This is a genomic window from Sphingobacterium bovisgrunnientis, assembly GCF_009829085.1.
GTDB classification, from domain to species: Bacteria; Bacteroidota; Bacteroidia; order Sphingobacteriales; family Sphingobacteriaceae; genus Sphingobacterium; species Sphingobacterium bovisgrunnientis.
Map to the genome: position 1 here is coordinate 21,283 of NZ_WUQY01000010.1, position 17,891 is coordinate 39,173.

A 17,891-nucleotide genomic window follows, 5' to 3' on the forward strand; every position below is an offset into this window, starting at 1 on the left:
TTTGTAGTTGGATTAGAGAAAATTTAGTATGAAAAAAAGTTCAATCATTCTGATTGTAATTATTGCTGTAGCTATAGCAATGATTTTGGTTATCTATACAGATTCAAGTACGTATTCAACATTTTCTGAAGCAAAAGAAAAAAAGACTGAATTATACGTAGTCGGTGTATTGAATAAGGAAAAGGATTTATTCTACGATCCAGTTCAAGATGCCAACCATTTTTCATTTTACATGTACGACAACGATAGTACGGAATGTAAAGTTGTATTTAATGGTTCAAAACCCCAAGATATTGAACGTTCAGAACAAATTGTTTTGACAGGCAAAATGGAGGGAGACACATTTCATGCTTCTAAAATCTTGATGAAATGTCCTTCTAAGTACAATAAAGACGAAATGGAAATCAAAGAAGCTGTAAGCACAAGTGCTTCTTTATAGGCATATTTTTTAGCAATAATATTAATCGATGGATATCAATTACATAGGTGAAAACCTTTTGCCTGGTAAGATAGGTCAGTTCTTTGTGATTTTGTCATTTGGAGCGGCTTTATTTTCCTTAATAAGTTACTTTTTTGCGACCAAAAACCCTGATGAGAAATCATGGAAAAAAATGGGTCGTATAGGTTTTATACTCAATGCTATTTCAGTAGTTACGATAGGTTCCTTTTTGTTCTACATGATCTACAACCATATGTTCGAGTACTACTACGTGTGGTCACACTCGGATACTACGTTGCCAACACATTATATTATTTCCTCATTCTGGGAAGGTCAAGAAGGTAGTTTTTGGTTGTGGATGTTTTGGCAAATGGTTATAGGTATCGTGCTATTATTCCGTGCCAAATCTTGGGAAGCTCCTGTAATGACCTTTGTCATGCTTTGTCAGACTTTCTTAGCAAGTATGCTTATTGGAGTGGAAATATTTGGAAGCCGAATTGGTAGTTCGCCATTTATACTACTGCGTGACGCTATGGATGTGCCAATTTTTAAAGACCCCAATTATCTTTCTATGATTGATGGTAAAGGTCTTAACGCTTTGCTACAAAATTATTGGATGGTTATCCACCCTCCTACTTTATTCTTAGGCTTCGCTTCGATGATTGTTCCATTTGCCTATGCGGCAGCTGGATTGTGGACACGTCGTTACAAAGAATGGGCAACTCCAGGATTACCTTGGGCACTATTTGCTGTGATGATCTTAGGTGCGGGTATTATTATGGGCTCTTTCTGGGCATATGAAGCTTTAAACTTCGGTGGTTTCTGGGCTTGGGATCCTGTAGAAAATGTTTCTATTATTCCCTGGTTTACACTGATCGCGGCAGTACACGTTATTTTAGCTTTCAAACATTCAGGTCATGGATTTTTTACCGCTACATTATTATCGTTAGTAAGTTTTGTATTGGTAATCTATGCGTCCTACTTGACACGTTCGGGTATTTTAGGTGAAACATCTGTACACTCTTTCACCAGTTTAGGAATGTCAGGACAGTTGATAATCTTCAACTTATCGTTTCTCTTAATCATGATCGGTTTATTGATCTGGAGAAGAAAAGAACTTCCTACTACGCAAAAAGAAGAAGAAATTTACTCCAGAGAATTTTGGTTATTCATAGGCGCTTTGGTGTTGACAGTTGCCTGCGTACAAATGATTGCTACAACTTCTATCCCAGTATTTAATGCATTATTCGGAACAAAAGTAGCTCCTCCTATTGACCCTATAGCACATTATAACAAATGGCAAGGTGCTTTTGCTGTAGTCATTCTATTGTTAACCGCGATTGCACAATTCTTGAAATACAAGCGTTCTGATTCAAATAAATTCTGGGCTGCTACAATAGCTTCTTTAATTGTCTCAATTGTACTTTCTGCAGGAGCTATTTATCTGACTAAGACATACACTAACGTAATGTATATACTCATTATGTTCACAGGTATTTTCTCTGTGGTCGTTAACGTACGTATTCTTGGTGATGCCGTTAAAGGCAAATGGAAATTAACAGGCTCTGCAGTTTCACATATTGGTTTCGGTTTATTGGTTGTGGGTGCTTTAGTTGCGGCTGCAACAAACGAGGTTATCTCTGTCAATCAAAGTGGCTACATCGGCGTAAAGAATTTTGGTAAAGAAGGTGATAAGTTTACCGATCCTGGTGAAAATCTTTTCTTGACAGAAGGCGAACCTGTACAAATGGGAGAATACCGAATTACGTATACAGGAGACAGCGTATCTGCACCAAATGTGTATTACCATATCAAATACGAGAAAATTGATGAGGAAAGTGGTAAAGTGAAAGAATCATTTACACTAAGTCCATTTGCGCAAAACAATCCAGATATGGGTGGATTGATTGGTACACCTGATACACGTCACTATATTTCGCATGATATATATACTTTGATCACTGCTGCTGCGGCAGATTCACATGCTCCATTAAACAAAATTAAAAATGAAGAAAAAACTGGTTTTGAAGAATACGATGAGCCAGCAACTTATGAAGTTAATATAGGTGATACTTTACGTTACCGCAATGGAATTTTCGTAATTGAGGGTGTAAATAAAGAAGCTAAATTGGAGAATATTCCTTTGAAAGCAGACGATATCATCGTTGGGTTGAAAATCAAAGTTATTGCGGCAGATCAAAAAGAATATAAAGCGGAGCCTATCTTTTTATTAAAAGATGGTAATGCATTTGATTTTAACAAAGACGTAACAGAACAAGGTTTGAAATTCAGGTTTACGAATATAGTTCCGGACAAGGATAAATTAGAAATCATGGTTTATCAAAAACCTTTACCTGAGAAAAAGTGGATTGTATTCAAAGCGATTAAATTCCCATACATCAATTTCTTCTGGGCTGGTACTATTATTATGACTATTGGTTTCATTATGGCAATCGTAAGACGGATCAAAGAAGCCAAATCCAAACCTCAATCTGCAGAATAAAATGAATATCGTTATTATTGGTAGTGGAAATATTGCTACGCATTTAGCACAGGCGTTATATTCAGCCAATAATACGATTTTACAAGTATACAGTCGTACATTAGCCAATGCGCAAGCATTGGCTAATGTTCTAAATAGCGCAGCTACAGATGATTTAACACAAATTAATACAGAAGCGGATTTGTATATTATCGCTGTTTCCGATAGCGCTATCCATTCCGTAATAGCTGATTTACCAAAATCTTTACAAGGAATAGTTGCCCACACTTCTGGCGCAACAAACTTAGATGTGTTTGCTGATTTTATAAATTTTGGTGTTATTTATCCACCCCAAAGTATAAACAAAGCTATAGAAACAGATCTTTCCGTAATCCCATTTGGAATAGAAGGTAATTCTACACAGACTTTTGAAAAGCTTTTTTCATTAATTCAGGCAATCGCACCTAAGACATTTGCATGTACTTCGCAACAAAGGCTAGCTCTACACTTGTCTGCAGTAATCGCCAACAACTTTAGCAATGCGTTATTTTTGATGGCAAAGGAAATATTGGACAAGGAAAATTTAGACTTTGAATTGCTGAAACCTATAATTTTAGAAACAACAATAAAGGTTCAAAACCATACGCCTATTGAAACCCAAACTGGCCCTGCGCGCAGAGGCGATTTCAATATCATTGATAAGCATTTACAATTCTTAACTCAATACCCAGAGGAAAGCAAAATATATCAAGTTTTAACAGATTTTATTATTAAAAGATATACTAACTAGTCTTTTAATTACGAAATAAGCAAAAGTGCTATAAGCTGTCTGAATGCTGAAATTACTTACTAATTTTGTAGAATATTTTAAAACAAATATTAGTATATACTATAACTTCAGATTGAATCATGGCAGTTAGAAAACTAATTCTTATATCCATAATTGTAATAAACCTTATCATCATCTCCTTTGGATTAATATTCACACCAAGATGGTTTTGGTTATTAATAATTCCTATTCCATTATTAGTAGTTGCAATTTATCACAGTCTACAGACACATCATGCTATTCTTAGAAATTACCCTGTTGTAGGAGCTTTTCGCTATTTCTTTGAATCTTTTAGACCAGAGCTAAGACAGTATTTTTGGGAATCAGATACGGATGGTAGACCGTTCAATAGAAGACAACGTTCTATCGTCTATCAACGAGCTAAAAACCAACGCGAGACGGTTGCATTCGGTATGCAAACTGATCCGCAAGCAGTGGGTAATGAGTGGGTAGCACACTCCATTTTCCCTACACATATAGAAAACCACGACTTGCGCACGATGGTGGGTAATGCAGCTTGTAAGCAACCTTATAGTTTGAGTATTTTCAATATTTCTGCTATGAGTTATGGTGCATTGAGCAAAACTGCTATTACTGCATTAAACAAAGGTGCGGCATTACAGAAATTTGCGCATAATACAGGAGAAGGTGGTATTTCAAATTACCACATCAATGGTGGAGATTTGATTTGGCAGATTGGTACAGGGTATTTTGGTTGTAGAGATGAAAATGGATATTTTAATGGAGAACTTTTCGCTGAAAAAGCGAATAGACCTTACGTTAAAATGATTGAGTTGAAAATGTCGCAAGGTGCGAAGCCTGGTCACGGAGGTATCCTTCCAGCTGCTAAAAATACACCAGAAGTTGCGGCAATCCGTCACGTCATCCCGGGAACAGATGTCATGTCACCTCCAGCGCACAGTGCATTTGGCAATCCAGAGGATATGATGTATTTCATTCAAAAACTTCGCGAATTGTCGGGATATAAACCTGTAGGTTTCAAAATTTGTATAGGTGACAAACAAGAGTTTATTGACATCTGTCATGCAATGCAGAATACGCAGATCTACCCAGACTTTATCTCCATTGATGGTTCTGAAGGTGGAACAGGTGCTGCTCCGTTAGAGTTTACTGACAATATCGGTATGCCGTTATACGACGCGTTGACTTTTGTGACAACTACATTAATCAATTATGGGTTGAAAAAACATATAAAAATCATCGCTTCGAGCCGAATTGTAACAGGATTCGATTTAATGAAAGCACTAGCTTTGGGAGCAGATGCATGTTACAGTGCTCGCGGAATGATGTTCGCCTTAGGATGTATTCAAGCTTTGAAATGTAATGAAGACGTATGTCCAGTAGGAGTTGCAACGCAAAAACCGCACTTATACAAAGGACTAGATGTTGCTGATAAACATGTACGTGTTGCGCAATTTCACCGAAATACATTACGTGCAACTGTAGAAATCATGGAAGCATGTGGATTCAAAACAGTGGATGATATCAAAGCAGAAAAATTCTTCAGAAAAGTTGACGCCGTGAATACAGTAAGTTTCCACGATATATATTTCAACAAAACTGGAAAATATAATAAGAGAGAAAATTCATTCCAAAAAGAAGAATTTTTGGATGACTAAAAAAACTAAGGTCGACTTAATAGTCGACCTTAGTTTTTATTTTATATTATGAAATACTTTATCTAGAATATGTTGTGCAGCACGAAGTTCCTCCAAATTCAATCCAGCTACAGCTTCATTTAATGTAATAGTAGATTGCTTCATACCTTCCTCTTTCAGCTTACGCCCTTCTTTGGTTAAATAGATTAAGTTTGAACGACGATCCTGTTTATCATTTACACGAATAACTAACGATATTTTCTCTAAGTTATTTATTAGTCTCGTTATACTTGGTTTATCGCGAAATGTTAAATTTGCTAATTCTTGTTGCGTCAATCCTTCCTCTTGCCACAAATGATATAAAATCGTCCATTGTTCAGAAGTAATATTCAATTTTGCAAGCTTCAAGTTACGTTGAAGCCGCCGAGATATAGCGGTTGAAACTTTCCCTGTAAGGAAAGAAAAAAATTCATCTGATTGTAGTAGTTCGTCACTCATTATTTAGTAATAATTTAGGTTGCTTATGCAATTAAAGAAGAATATGTGAATTTTGCAAATTTTTATCATTTTTCAAATTAAATATTTAATATTTAATATATTTAGCTATGGAAAATTTCATTATAGTGCTAATTGCAATTGGAGGGTTAATATATAATGTATATAAAAACTATCAGAAAGAAATGGAGAAATCCAAATCTCGCAGACCGAATGTGCGTCCGCAACCCACTCCTATTCCTCCGATTCAGCAAACTATAGAAAAAGCCAAACGTCAGGAAACATATACTGCCCAAATTGAGAGAACTTATCAAGAGGAAATTCCGGCAGAAGTAATCGCTGCACAACAAAGAAGAAGGCAAAATCAAATAAAAAATCCATTACCAACACCACGTATTGAAGAGAAACAATCAGAAAAAAATGTAGTTGATTTTGATTTGAGACAAGCGGTAATTCAAGCAGCTATATTGGAAAGACCTTATAAATAAAAAATGCTCGTAATTTATTTGCGAGCATTTTTTTCAGAATATTTTTTTTTACAAAATGTTAAATTTATCGCCATCCTGCAAGAATGGAAACTGTTCTCTCGATTTTTGAAGGTCTTGCGGATTTAATGTAAAAGTATATAAATCTTCATCCTCTGGCTTGTAATATATTACATCTCCTAGTGGCGAAATACACATTGATCCGCCTGAATAATACACTTCATTGCCATCATGTCCAACACGATTTACCCCAATCACGTAAGCTTGATTTTCAATAGCACGAGCAGGAATCAACGCACGCCAATGTGACGAACGCTTGTCTGGCCAACTTGCAGTATACACCAACAAATCGTACCCATTTTCAGCATTTCTAGACCAAACTGGAAATCTTAAATCATAACAAATCATCGGACAAATTTTCCACCCCTTCAGCTGCAACATGATTCGCGATTTTCCTGCAGAAAACAAATCGCTTTCTTTCGGTGCGCCTTCTTTTGCCATGCCAAATAAATGACGTTTGTCATAGTGTACATAACTACCATCAGCAGACATCCACACAAAACGATTATAATAATTACCGCCCTCCCGTACTATAAGAGTTCCAGCTACAACACAATCAAATTTCTTTGCTGTCTCGTACAACCATCGCATCGTCATCCCGTCCATCTCTTCTGCACATTTCTCCACATTCGTCGTAAAACCAGTATTGAACATTTCGGGTAAAATAATCAAATCTGTCTTTTCACGCAAAGATGATAGGCGCAAGCTTAAATTCTGAAGGTTTTTTTCAACATTTTCCCAAAAGAGATAAGCTTGAAATATGGTGATTTTTATAGGTTCCATTAATAGGTGATTCCTTCTTTACAATTATTATATTCTAATATACTAAAATTCAACAAAAAACATAATTCTTAACCGTTATTTACTACGATTCAATAAATTATTAGACAAAATAATCAAATCTTGTTTATTTTCTGATGAAACATTTATTGCTGATAAACTATCCAAAGATTTTGACGAATACTCTCCTTTTAACGCATTTGCTTGTTCAAATATTTTATACTTGGTGTATAAATTTTTCATTCTTTCAACCTTTTCTATTCCCTCAGACTCATTCAAAGACAAAATGTTTTCAAATTCTACCAGATCATCCGAATTCAAGGCCTTTTTCAGCATAATATGTAGAATTGTCTTTTTATTCACTATAATATCTCCACCTACTTGCTTTCCAAAAGTCTCCGGATCACCGAAAGTATCTAAAATATCATCTTGAAGTTGGAATGCAATTCCGAGATTCACACCAAAATCATACAATTTTTTCCGCTCCAATGCATCTACCCTCGCAATAATCGAACCCATTTCTAAAGCACCGCCCAATAAAACTGATGTTTTTAACCGAATCATATTGATGTATTCGGACTCACTGACATCATTCCGAAGTTCAAAATCCATATCATGTTGCTGACCTTCACATACTTCCAAAGCCACACGATTGAATGTCTTTAATAATTCTGGCACCGCATGTGCTGGACATTTTGATAATTCTTCGTATGATTTAACCAATAGAGCATCTCCAGAAAGTATAGCTACACTATCATTCCACTTTTGATGTACAGTTTGCATACCACGACGAAGCGGCGCTTTGTCCATGATGTCGTCATGCATCAACGAGAAATTGTGAAAATATTCTATCGCAATAGATGCAGGAAGAACATCTTCAAGATTATCATACCCAAATAAACTTGCTCCCATAAACACCAATTGCGGACGAATACGCTTACCCGATAGAGACAGAATATAATGAATAGGATCGTAAAGATTTTTCGGTGATTCAGGTAATTGTATATTTTCTAATGCATCACTGATTTTCTCAGCATAGTACGGATTTCCAAACATATGTAGTACGTGAATATTCATACGAAGATACTATATATATTTTAACTGTTTTACAATTCCTTGTAATTTGACGGTGGTATTAATAGTATATTTGTAGAAAAAATCTCATGCGAATTTTGGTTGTCCATAATTATTACCAACATAAGGGTGGTGAAGATGTGGTGTTTCACCAAGAGGTGGAAGCTTTGAAAAAAGACCATCAAGTGGAGACTATTACTTTTCAAAATCGAAAAGGATTGCAAGGACTAGTTCAGTTTGCCTTGTATCCTTGGAACATCTTCGCCGCAGCCAAAATACTTCGAAAAGCGAGAGAATTCAGAGTAGACATTGTTCATATTCATAATTTACATTATGCGATTGGACCTTTGGTAATTCGACGATTACATCAGTCAGGATTCAAAATGGTTAATACTTTACATAACTATCGACTACTTGATCCTTCAGCAACTTTATTTGCACATGATGAAATCTTCTTGGATACGATTGACAAAGAATTCCCATGGAAGTCTGTTAAAATGAAATCTTTAGACAATTCTTTTTTCAAAACTTTTTGGGTTGCTTTCACATATTATTTACATAAGAAATTAGGAACTTGGAAGCAAATTAATAAGTATTTGGTTTTCTCCAAATTCATGAAAACCTTAATTTTAAAATCTTCCAAAAATATAGAAGAGAATCAAATTGCGTTAAAAGTTAATGCGATTGAACCAACAGCATTAAAAAATCATACTGAAAGTAATAGTTTTGTATTTATAGGTAGACTTTCTATCGAAAAAGGTATAAAAACCTTATTAGTTGCATTTGTAGATAGACCAGATTATAATCTCGAAATTTACGGAGACGGTCCTCTTATCGAAGAAGTAAAAAATACCGCAAATAATAGCAACAATATTCAATATCGGGGTTTTCAAAATAAAGAAGTATTAAATCAAGCATTAGCGTCAAGTCAAGCGTTGATTGTTCCATCCGTATGGTTTGAAGGAATGCCAATGACTGTTTTGGAGGCGTATGCAGCAGGAACTCCTGTTATTGCGAGTAAGATTGGGGTTTTAGATGAAATGATAATAAATGGGGAGACAGGCTTTCATTTCGCACCTGGAGAAGTAGAAAGCTTGATAACAATACTAGATAAATTTTCTGGTTTGTCGGATCAATCAAAACAAGTAATCAGTAAAAATTGTATAAAAGAATATAATAAAAAATATACACTGGAAAATAATATCAAATCACTTGAGATGATTTATACAACAGTCTTAAACAATAATTAAAAACGATGAGCAACATAATCATTATAGATCATTTGGGGTTGGCACCCAAAATTAGAGAAGTATTAGAAAGCATTTACGATCCAGAGTTGAAACCTGCGAATATTGTGGATTTGGGATTGGTATATGAAATAATCACGAAAGAAGGCGGTATAGCAAAAGTCGTAATGACGTTGACTGCGCCAGGCTGCCCTGTTGCGGGTGAAATCATGGACGAAGTACAACGCAAGGTAGCGGCTATTGAAGGTGTAAATGAGTCATTAGTAGAACTAACATTCGATCCACCATGGAATAGAGATATGATGAGCGAAGAAGCTAAATTAGAATTAGGTTTTCTTTAGTCTTTCTCCGCCACTGAAGCTTCCAACTCCGCTAAAGTCTTTTTGGGTTTGGGAGCTTTTTTATCTTCACCAAATAATACATTCCAAAGATTTCTTGATTCTTTAGTCAGTAATGGAGAGACAATAGATAATATCAAAACATATACTACTACGAAAGATTGAATGACAGGCAACAAACCACCTGCTTTACCAATATTTGCCATAATAATAGAAAATTCACCTCTTGCGGATAACGTTAAACCAATATCAAATGAAGCGCGCGGTTTCATTTTCGCAAAATGAGCGGCGAAATATCCAGAAGCCACATTGCAAATAACAGTAAATACTGCCGCTATAGCCGCCCAACCTACTGCACCACCTAGTGAATAAATATCTATCGAAAGTCCAAAACTAAAGAAGAACATGGCGCCAAAGAAGTCCTTATAAGGAAGAACCATTGCTTCAATCTTCTTTATATATTTTGAATCTGCAAACACTAATCCAGCCATTAACGCACCGATAGCTTCAGCAACGTGGATGGTTTCGGAAAATCCCGCTATTACAAAAAGTAAACTAAAAATGATGAGTATAAATAATTCAGATGATTTATCGTGAAGTATCTTATCGATAAAAGGAACGAGTTTTCGCCCCAATATCAAAAATGTAAGTATAAATCCAAGTGCCAGCAAAGATGTTCCTGCAACTGCCCAAACCGACGTACTTCCTGTCAAAATAAGTCCCGATAGGAACGAAATGTGCATTGCAATAAACAAATCATCAAACATAATCATACCCATGATTACTTCCGTTTCTGCATTTGCTGTACGCTTCAAATCAGTTAATACCTTGGCTACAATAGCAGTAGAAGAACTGGTCATCAGACCGCAGAGTACCATCAATTCCTTGAAAGGCAAATCCATCAACCAGCCTATAAGCAGCCCCGAAACAAAATTCAGGATTACATAAAGCGTTCCACCCGTGACAATGGATTTCCCAGATTTAATCAATCTACTTACAGAAAACTCTAATCCGAGGTAAAACAGGAGAAACAGCACACCCAGCTTACCCATAAAATCGATGAAAGGTTTACTTTCGGTAAAAGTAAGAAAAGACCAAACGCTATCCACTGTTGCCGTTACAGCCGAGATATTGATAGATGAGAGGAAATTCGCAATAAAGTCAGGATATTCCTTATTGCCTAGTAACATGCCTATAATAATAAAAAATGGAATGACAGAAAAACGTAATCTATTCGCCAGTAAACCAACTGATGCAACCAGTAAGACAGCTATTCCTATTTCTAAAATTATGATATGCGACATATTTTTACACTAATAATTCTTTGAGTAATTTGATGTTTTTTGCTTTACCTGCGATTACTAACGTTGCTCCTGGCTCGATTACATAATCTGGCCCTGGATTGATGATGGTATCCGAATCTTTGATAGCGGCAATGATAGAAGCACCTGTTTTTTGACGTACACCCAATTCACCAATGCTTTTGTTCACGCCATCATTTGAAGCTTCTACTTTATACCATTCGATGCGCAAGTCATCCAACGCGACTTCAATGGTTTCTAAAGCTTTTGGCTTGTAGGATAATCCGCCAATAATTCCAGCTACTTGACGCGATTCTTCATCGGATAATGTCATCACACAATGTGTTTCATTATCTTCGTCATCATGACGGTACAGTTCACGACGACCATCATCATGAATTACTACGACCATATTGTCACCAGCTTCTGTTTCAATCTGAAACTTTTTACCAATACCAATAAGATCACTTTCTCTAACTACTGACATAGTACTATGTTATTAGTTTTAAAACAACTGATTTATTCAAATATAATAAAAATGAGCTATTTGTTAGGATCAACTAACTTATAAGTCCCATCGTCTTTCAATTTTGGTAGTCCCATAGCCAAAGATTTGCCATGGTAAAATAAATAAATCCAACCCTCTGGAGCACCTTGTTCCCAATATTCTTTACGCTTATCGCGCGAGGCTCTTCCATCAAAATCATATTTCGCTATGAAATTTTTGAACAACTCTTCGGGCTCAGGCAATACATCTCCACCAAAGAAGAAATGTTCGCCACCCGTTTCAATATGAAAGGCTTGATGATATTCTGTGTGTCCGCCATTTATTTCGTAACGAATTTCATTATTTACAATCCCTTCTCCTTCGACTAAAGTCAAGTTTCCAGAACGTTGAATAACATCGAACACTTCCGTGCGGTAAGAAGCTGATTCCGTAGAATATGCATTCTCCCATTCGCCTCGCTGAATAATATATTCCGCCTCGGGAAATGCTACACGCCCAACTCCATCTTTAAAATCAACCAAACCTCCTGTATGATCTTTGTGCAAATGCGACATCAATACGTATTTCACATCTTCAGGTTCAAACCCCAATTTACGAATATTCTGATGAATCAATAATTCGTCCTCATCTGTACGAAATCCGAGTCCTGCGTCACACAATATTAAACCATTACTTGATTCAATCAAAAAAGGATGAACGTGAACAAATAAAGATGCTGGACGGCTTTTAGGATCATCCTTTTCAGGATCAAAAGGAACAAATTTTTTCGATGCATCAACAGAGAAGGAACCTTCGAATAAAGAATACGCTTGAATCATTCTTTTATTTTATTGTAAATATGATAGTTAGGAAACAACAATTTAATTAACAACTGCGAGTATTAGGTTACTACACCTATAAAATGTATATTTACATACAAATACTGTGCAAAGATATGCAAAAAAGGTGGGTCCTAAAACCAAAAAATAATAGCAACAAAGTTAATCATTTAAAAGCAGAACTAGGTGTCAATGACATCGTTGCAAACCTTTTGGTCAGCCGTGCTATTGACACCTTCGAACAAGCAAGACTTTATTTCAGACCTTCGTTGGATCATTTACATGATCCTTTTTTGATGAAGGATATGGACGTCGCGATAACCCGCATTGAGCAAGCAATCGGTAACAAAGAAAAAATCCTAATTTACGGAGATTACGATGTAGATGGCACTACAGCAGTCTCTGTTGTATACAGCTTTTTTCGAGCATTTCATTCCCGTATTGAATTTTATATTCCGGACCGCTACGCGGAAGGATATGGTATCTCTACGCAAGGAATAGATTATGCCGCAGAAAATGGCTTTTCGTTAATCATTGCGTTAGATTGTGGTATCAAAGCATTAGATAAAATCGATTATGCGAATAGCAAAGGCATAGATTTTATCATTGGTGACCACCATCTTCCAGGTGAAAATATTCCAAATGCTGTTGCTGTATTAGATCCAAAACGTCAAGATTGTGACTATCCGTACAAAGAACTTTCAGGATGCGGCATTGGCTTTAAAATTATCCAAGCTTTTATCAAGAAAAACAATATGGATATGGAGGCTGCTTATCAGTATTTGGATTTGGTATCCGTAAGTATTGCGTCAGATATTGTTCCCATTACTGGAGAAAATAGGACACTCACACATTTTGGTCTTAAAAAATTAAACACAAATCCGTCCGTAGGTTTTAAAGCCTTGATTGATTTATCCACCAACCGCACACGTACTTTCTCTGTAAATGATATAGTCTTTCAGATTGGGCCGCGAATCAATGCTGCTGGAAGAATTGAACATGCCAAAGACGCTGTGCGACTTTTGATTTCTAAATCTGAAGAAGAAGCTAAAAACTTTTCAATGGCTGTCGACGATCAAAACAATCTGCGTAAAGATTTTGATCTGAATATCACAAATGAAGCGCTATCCATTATAGAAGCGTCAGCAGAGAATCAATTGCGAAAATCTACCGTTTTATATAAATCAGATTGGCACAAGGGTGTAATAGGAATTGTTGCATCGAGGCTGACAGAAAAATATTACCGTCCTACTGTAATTTTAACACAGACAAATGGACACATTGCTGGTTCCGCGCGTTCAGTAATTGGCTTTGATTTATACGAAGCCTTAAGTGAATGCAGTGACTTACTCGATCAATTTGGTGGACATAAATATGCGGCTGGCTTGACCATGCGTGAAGAAAACATCAGTTTATTTCAGCAAAAATTCGAAGATGTCGTTCAAAAATCTATTAAACCAGAGATGCTTCAGCAAGAAGTAACAATCGATCTGGAAATAGAATTGAAAGATATTGATGGCAAACTTAACCGGATTTTAAAACAATTTGAACCATTTGGTCCGCAAAATGAAGCACCGGTATTCATGTCAAAAAATGTTAAAATTCTCGGCTCAGCATATATTGTTGGAAACAATCACTTAAAATTGTCTGTTCATCAAGAAGGTTCACCAAGTTTTGATTGTATAGCCTTCGGATTAGCCGAACAATTGCCATACATTCAAAATCAAAAGCCTTTCGACATTTGCTATACGATAGAAGAAAACAATTGGAGAGGCAAAAAGAATTTGCAATTAAATATCAAAGCAATCCGATATTAAAATATATTTGCAATAGCTGAAATATTAATTCATGATACTTAGAGCAGAAAATCTCATCAAAAAATACAAACAACGCACAGTTGTTAATGATGTTTCATTTCATGTGGAACAAGGTGAAATTGTTGGATTATTAGGTCCTAATGGTGCTGGCAAGACGACTTCATTTTACATGATTGTAGGTCTTATCAAACCTAATGAGGGCGCTGTATATCTGAACGATGAAGAAATTACCAAAGATGCGATGTTTCAACGAGCTCAAAAAGGCATCGGCTATTTAGCGCAAGAGGCTTCTGTATTTCGTAAGCTTTCTGTTGAAAATAATATTCTCGCTGTTCTTGAAATTCATTACCCGAATAAAGCAGAGCGAATGGCAAAATTGGAGGAGCTTCTTAGCGAATTCAGCTTGCACCGTGTACGCAAAAACCGTGGTGACTTATTATCAGGCGGTGAGCGTCGTCGTACCGAAATCGCACGTGCATTAGCCGCAAATCCAAACTTTATTCTTCTCGATGAACCTTTTGCTGGTGTCGATCCTATTGCGGTAGAAGAAATCCAGTCTATCGTTTCGAAATTGAAAGCCAAAAATATTGGCGTATTGATTACGGATCACAATGTACAGGAAACTCTTTCGATCACCGACAGAGCTTATCTCTTGACCGAGGGTAAAATCATGCTGACGGGCAAGCCAGAAGATATTGCAGAAAACGAGATGGCCCGTAAATTCTACTTAGGTCAGAATTTTGTATTACGTAGAAAAAAACTCTAACTTAAAGCTAGATTACTAACTAAGTTATGGCGCTACTCAATTCTATCTTTACTTGGATTATGCAAAAAAGAATTCATCAGATTGAACTCTTTATCAAATATCCGCACGATGTACAAGAAGAATGGTTCCAAAATTTAATTTCCGCTGCCGAAGCAACTGAATGGGGCAAAAAATACGATTACAAAAGTATTTTGACGCCTGAAGAATTTAAGAGTAGAGTACCAATAAGCGATTACGACGATTTAAAAGTCTACATCGATCGTATGATAAAAGGCGAACAAAATATTTTGTGGCCATCTGATATCAAATGGTTTGCCAAATCTTCGGGTACAACTGCAGATCGCAGCAAATTTATTCCTGTCAGTTTAGAAGCTTTAGAAGGCTGCCATTTCCAAGGTGGAAAAGACATGCTAACAATTTATTGCCATAATAAACCTAATAACAATCTTTTCACCGGAAAATCAGTTGTTATTGGTGGATCTTCGCAGATTAACAATTTTAGTCCCGATTCATATTATGGTGATTTATCATCAATTCTGTTGCGAAATCTTCCTTCTTGGGCAGAATTCATGCGTACGCCAAATTTAGAAGTCACGCTAAATCCCAATTTTGAAGAAAAAATTGAACAAATCGCTCAACTCACGATAAAAGAAAATGTGACAAGCCTTGCAGGTGTGCCGACGTGGAATATCGTGATGGCTAAACGTATTTTAGAGATAACAGGAAAAGAAAACTTATTGGAAGTATGGCCAAATCTTGAGTTTTATGGTCATGGTGGTGTAAGCTTTAAACCTTATAGGGAACAATTTAAGCAGTTGATTCCATCTGATAATATGTATTATCTGGAGAATTACAATGCTTCAGAAGGTTATTTTGGTATCCAAGATGAATCGGACTCCGAAGATTTATTGTTGATGTTGGACTATGGAGTTTATTACGAATTCCTTCCAATGGAAAATTTAGACGATGAGCATCCGAAAACTTTAGGATTGCACGAGGTGGAATTAGGTAAAAATTATGCGCTCATCATTTCTACCAATGCAGGTTTGTGGCGCTATAAAATCGGAGACACCATCAAATTCACGTCTCTATCTCCTTATCGTTTCCAAATTTCTGGACGTACCAAACAATATATTAATACTTTCGGAGAAGAAGTCATAGTAGATAATGCAGATCAAGCATTACATATAGCTTGCAATGCTACCGATGCGATTATCAAAGATTACACTGCTGGACCAGTATATTTCAGTAACAAAGATGCTGGAGCACACGAATGGATTATTGAGTTTGAAAAACAGCCTTCAGATTTCAATAAATTCTGTGAAACCCTAGACACGACATTGCGCGAAATCAACTCGGATTATGACGCCAAACGTTTTAAAAATTTAGCATTAGGTCAGCCCTTAATCCATAACGCTCCAAAGAATACTTTTTACACTTGGATGAAATCAAGAGGTAAATTGGGTGGACAAAACAAAGTGCCTAGACTAGCAAATAATAGAGATTATTTAGAGCCATTGCTGAAGCTTATTCATCAAATTTAATCTAATTTTTTTAACAATTGTTGAGCTTTTTCTCCCAGTTGTCCTTGTGCTGGAATAGTTTTTAATAGTGCAATTGCTTCCTGTTTATTGCCCAATTTTTCCAAACTTACGGCTAAATAATATTTCGCCTCATCTTTAAAAATGGAATTTCCTTCAACAATAGGTGTTAATTTTTCTTTAGATTCAGCCCAATTCTCCTCACCCAAATATGTCAAAGCTGCATAATACTGATATTGTACAACTTCGGGTTCTGCAGCAATCAGAGAATTTAATATAGCTCTAGCTTGAGAATATGATTTTTCATTATATAATTTTACAGCTTCTTCATATTGATTATTTGATTCTTGACCACGAACAATTTCAGATTGCATAACAGGCAATTCGTAAAGGGCATTGTTGGTATTGATTAAAAATAGATACCCAAATAAAAGGACACACGCAACACTTGCTACAGCTAAAAATGGTTTTATTTCTATAAAAAAACTTCTCTTCTTTTTGAAACGTACTTCTGTTTCCGCATGAAACAAAGTCTCTCTTAGATCAGTTTCATTGGATGAAAGACGTCGATTGATGATTTCATGCACTTCACTTTGCAAATGAACAAGATTTCTAAAATCAGTGTCTTTATCCATCAGCTGTTCAAATTCCAGCAACTCCTCTCCTTGCAATTGCCCTTCTATATAATCTTGTATTTTGTCTGCTAAATGTTCCATCACAATTAATTTTTAAAATAATCCGCTTTCTTTAATCTTCTTAACCAGTGATGCCATGCATTCACTTTTCTTTTTCCGAAGATAGGCATAGGATATTCCCATGGATTCAGCTATTTTCTCTTGATGTTTTTCGACCATACATCTTTTGATGATTTGCTGACAGCTTTCTCCCAAAGTGTTAAGTAAAGACATCACAGCATTCTCGCGATTTACTGTTTCCAACATCTCCTCCCAATCTCGAGTTGATTCATCTTCAACATATAATACAGTTTGTTCTAGATTTGTTACCGGCATACGTTGATTTTTCTTCAACACATTCAGCCATTTGCGTTTACATACCAAACTTAAGAAAGACCCAAAATTTGTAGTAAGCACAAAATCTTTCTTATTTACCATATGGTAAATGTCCACTAAAGATTCTTGAAAAATATCGTAACCATCATCTTCTGACCCACTATTTTGCTGAATGAGGGTAACAATTTGTTTTGAATATTTATTATATATTAATTGAATACCACTACTATTATTTTCTTTTAGGTATTGAATATATATTTGATCAATATGCATTTAATTGGC

18 protein-coding genes are annotated in these 17,891 nt (G+C 35.9%); 10 read left to right on the forward strand and 8 right to left on the reverse strand.

The features are described from left to right. Positions 1–28: 28 nt before the first annotated feature. The 4 genes from GOQ16_RS06735 to GOQ16_RS06750 all read left to right on the forward strand — a co-directional run bounded on the left by GOQ16_RS06735 (position 29) and on the right by GOQ16_RS06750 (position 5,390). The gene (locus tag GOQ16_RS06735; RefSeq protein WP_160068592.1) at positions 29–439 is read left to right on the forward strand and encodes a cytochrome c maturation protein CcmE domain-containing protein; all 411 of its coding nucleotides are present in this window, start codon (positions 29–31) and stop codon (positions 437–439) included. 28 nt (positions 440–467) lie between these two features. Further along, entirely contained in the window at positions 468–2,942 is a 2,475-nt protein-coding gene (gene ccsA / locus GOQ16_RS06740) for a cytochrome c biogenesis protein CcsA (protein ID WP_160068593.1), read from the forward strand. A 1-nt stretch (position 2,943) separates the two neighbouring features. Then, positions 2,944–3,711 carry a Rossmann-like and DUF2520 domain-containing protein gene (locus GOQ16_RS06745; protein WP_160068594.1) on the forward strand — a complete coding sequence of 256 codons (768 nt, stop codon included), beginning with the start codon at positions 2,944–2,946 and terminating at the stop codon, positions 3,709–3,711. A 119-nt stretch (positions 3,712–3,830) separates the two neighbouring features. After that, complete coding sequence (locus GOQ16_RS06750) at positions 3,831–5,390, forward strand: FMN-binding glutamate synthase family protein (RefSeq protein ID WP_160068595.1); 1,560 nt, start codon at positions 3,831–3,833, stop codon at positions 5,388–5,390. Positions 5,391–5,426: 36 nt separating this feature from the next. Here the strand turns inward: GOQ16_RS06750 and GOQ16_RS06755 are convergent, their stop codons facing one another. Then, positions 5,427–5,867 (reverse strand): MarR family winged helix-turn-helix transcriptional regulator, encoded by a 441-nt coding sequence (locus tag GOQ16_RS06755; protein ID WP_160068596.1) that lies wholly within the window; start codon positions 5,865–5,867, stop codon positions 5,427–5,429. Between the two features lie 107 nt (positions 5,868–5,974). Here GOQ16_RS06755 and GOQ16_RS06760 point away from each other — a divergent pair, with 107 nt between their 5' ends. Next, a complete protein-coding gene (locus GOQ16_RS06760) occupies positions 5,975–6,352 on the forward strand; it encodes a hypothetical protein (RefSeq protein WP_160068597.1) in 378 nt (125 codons plus the stop codon). Positions 6,353–6,400: 48 nt separating this feature from the next. Here GOQ16_RS06760 and GOQ16_RS06765 read toward each other — a convergent pair whose 3' ends face one another. Both GOQ16_RS06765 and GOQ16_RS06770 read right to left on the reverse strand, forming a co-directional pair. Then, positions 6,401–7,192 (reverse strand): nitrilase family protein, encoded by a 792-nt coding sequence (locus tag GOQ16_RS06765; protein ID WP_149913214.1) that lies wholly within the window; start codon positions 7,190–7,192, stop codon positions 6,401–6,403. 75 nt (positions 7,193–7,267) lie between these two features. Next, positions 7,268–8,266, reverse strand: coding sequence for a polyprenyl synthetase family protein (locus GOQ16_RS06770; protein ID WP_240140971.1), 999 nt, complete (start codon positions 8,264–8,266; stop codon positions 7,268–7,270). 86 nt (positions 8,267–8,352) lie between these two features. Here GOQ16_RS06770 and GOQ16_RS06775 point away from each other — a divergent pair, with 86 nt between their 5' ends. Further along, entirely contained in the window at positions 8,353–9,513 is a 1,161-nt protein-coding gene (locus tag GOQ16_RS06775; RefSeq protein WP_160068598.1) for a glycosyltransferase family 4 protein, read from the forward strand. A 5-nt stretch (positions 9,514–9,518) separates the two neighbouring features. Next, positions 9,519–9,851, forward strand: coding sequence for a metal-sulfur cluster assembly factor (locus GOQ16_RS06780; protein WP_160068599.1), 333 nt, complete (start codon positions 9,519–9,521; stop codon positions 9,849–9,851). Here the strand turns inward: GOQ16_RS06780 and GOQ16_RS06785 are convergent. Genes GOQ16_RS06785 through GOQ16_RS06795 form a run of 3 tightly spaced genes read right to left on the reverse strand, consistent with a single transcriptional unit; the run spans position 9,848 to position 12,475 of the window. Then, entirely contained in the window at positions 9,848–11,152 is a 1,305-nt protein-coding gene (locus GOQ16_RS06785; protein ID WP_160068600.1) for a cation:proton antiporter, read from the reverse strand. The two genes, GOQ16_RS06780 and GOQ16_RS06785, sit on opposite strands and share 4 nt — an antisense overlap. A gap of 4 nt (positions 11,153–11,156) precedes the next feature. Next, the gene (locus tag GOQ16_RS06790; protein ID WP_149913219.1) at positions 11,157–11,636 is read right to left on the reverse strand and encodes a cation:proton antiporter regulatory subunit; all 480 of its coding nucleotides are present in this window, start codon (positions 11,634–11,636) and stop codon (positions 11,157–11,159) included. A 56-nt stretch (positions 11,637–11,692) separates the two neighbouring features. Continuing rightward, the gene (locus GOQ16_RS06795) at positions 11,693–12,475 is read right to left on the reverse strand and encodes an MBL fold metallo-hydrolase (RefSeq protein WP_160068601.1); all 783 of its coding nucleotides are present in this window, start codon (positions 12,473–12,475) and stop codon (positions 11,693–11,695) included. 116 nt (positions 12,476–12,591) lie between these two features. Here GOQ16_RS06795 and recJ point away from each other — a divergent pair, with 116 nt between their 5' ends. Genes recJ through GOQ16_RS06810 form a run of 3 tightly spaced genes read left to right on the forward strand, consistent with a single transcriptional unit; the run spans position 12,592 to position 16,602 of the window. Then, positions 12,592–14,292 (forward strand): single-stranded-DNA-specific exonuclease RecJ, encoded by a 1,701-nt coding sequence (gene recJ, locus GOQ16_RS06800; protein WP_160068602.1) that lies wholly within the window; start codon positions 12,592–12,594, stop codon positions 14,290–14,292. Positions 14,293–14,323: 31 nt separating this feature from the next. Beyond that, on the forward strand, positions 14,324–15,058 hold the full coding sequence (gene lptB / locus GOQ16_RS06805; RefSeq protein ID WP_160068603.1) for an LPS export ABC transporter ATP-binding protein: 735 nt from the start codon (positions 14,324–14,326) through the stop codon (positions 15,056–15,058). Positions 15,059–15,084: 26 nt separating this feature from the next. Further along, positions 15,085–16,602, forward strand: a complete 1,518-nt coding sequence (locus tag GOQ16_RS06810) for a GH3 auxin-responsive promoter family protein (RefSeq protein WP_160068604.1) — start codon at positions 15,085–15,087, stop codon at positions 16,600–16,602. On the opposite strand, the gene GOQ16_RS06815 is transcribed toward GOQ16_RS06810, so the two are convergent. Both GOQ16_RS06815 and GOQ16_RS06820 read right to left on the reverse strand, forming a co-directional pair. Next, positions 16,599–17,315, reverse strand: coding sequence for a tetratricopeptide repeat protein (locus GOQ16_RS06815; RefSeq protein WP_160068605.1), 717 nt, complete (start codon positions 17,313–17,315; stop codon positions 16,599–16,601). The genes GOQ16_RS06810 and GOQ16_RS06815 overlap by 4 nt on opposite strands. Positions 17,316–17,327: 12 nt before the next feature. Continuing rightward, a complete protein-coding gene (locus GOQ16_RS06820) occupies positions 17,328–17,882 on the reverse strand; it encodes an RNA polymerase sigma factor (protein WP_160068606.1) in 555 nt (184 codons plus the stop codon). Positions 17,883–17,891: the final 9 nt, after the last annotated feature.

Coding starts and splice junctions, on each gene's coding strand:
- GOQ16_RS06735 (WP_160068592.1), top strand. CDS start 29: ATGAAAAAAAGTTCAATCATTCTGATTGTAATTATTGCTGTAGCTATA.
- ccsA (WP_160068593.1), top strand. CDS start 468: ATGGATATCAATTACATAGGTGAAAACCTTTTGCCTGGTAAGATAGGT.
- GOQ16_RS06745 (WP_160068594.1), top strand. CDS start 2,944: ATGAATATCGTTATTATTGGTAGTGGAAATATTGCTACGCATTTAGCA.
- GOQ16_RS06750 (WP_160068595.1), top strand. CDS start 3,831: ATGGCAGTTAGAAAACTAATTCTTATATCCATAATTGTAATAAACCTT.
- GOQ16_RS06755 (WP_160068596.1), bottom strand. CDS start 5,867: ATGAGTGACGAACTACTACAATCAGATGAATTTTTTTCTTTCCTTACA.
- GOQ16_RS06760 (WP_160068597.1), top strand. CDS start 5,975: ATGGAAAATTTCATTATAGTGCTAATTGCAATTGGAGGGTTAATATAT.
- GOQ16_RS06765 (WP_149913214.1), bottom strand. CDS start 7,192: ATGGAACCTATAAAAATCACCATATTTCAAGCTTATCTCTTTTGGGAA.
- GOQ16_RS06770 (WP_240140971.1), bottom strand. CDS start 8,266: ATGAATATTCACGTACTACATATGTTTGGAAATCCGTACTATGCTGAG.
- GOQ16_RS06775 (WP_160068598.1), top strand. CDS start 8,353: ATGCGAATTTTGGTTGTCCATAATTATTACCAACATAAGGGTGGTGAA.
- GOQ16_RS06780 (WP_160068599.1), top strand. CDS start 9,519: ATGAGCAACATAATCATTATAGATCATTTGGGGTTGGCACCCAAAATT.
- GOQ16_RS06785 (WP_160068600.1), bottom strand. CDS start 11,152: ATGTCGCATATCATAATTTTAGAAATAGGAATAGCTGTCTTACTGGTT.
- GOQ16_RS06790 (WP_149913219.1), bottom strand. CDS start 11,636: ATGTCAGTAGTTAGAGAAAGTGATCTTATTGGTATTGGTAAAAAGTTT.
- GOQ16_RS06795 (WP_160068601.1), bottom strand. CDS start 12,475: ATGATTCAAGCGTATTCTTTATTCGAAGGTTCCTTCTCTGTTGATGCA.
- recJ (WP_160068602.1), top strand. CDS start 12,592: ATGCAAAAAAGGTGGGTCCTAAAACCAAAAAATAATAGCAACAAAGTT.
- lptB (WP_160068603.1), top strand. CDS start 14,324: ATGATACTTAGAGCAGAAAATCTCATCAAAAAATACAAACAACGCACA.
- GOQ16_RS06810 (WP_160068604.1), top strand. CDS start 15,085: ATGGCGCTACTCAATTCTATCTTTACTTGGATTATGCAAAAAAGAATT.
- GOQ16_RS06815 (WP_160068605.1), bottom strand. CDS start 17,315: ATGGAACATTTAGCAGACAAAATACAAGATTATATAGAAGGGCAATTG.
- GOQ16_RS06820 (WP_160068606.1), bottom strand. CDS start 17,882: ATGCATATTGATCAAATATATATTCAATACCTAAAAGAAAATAATAGT.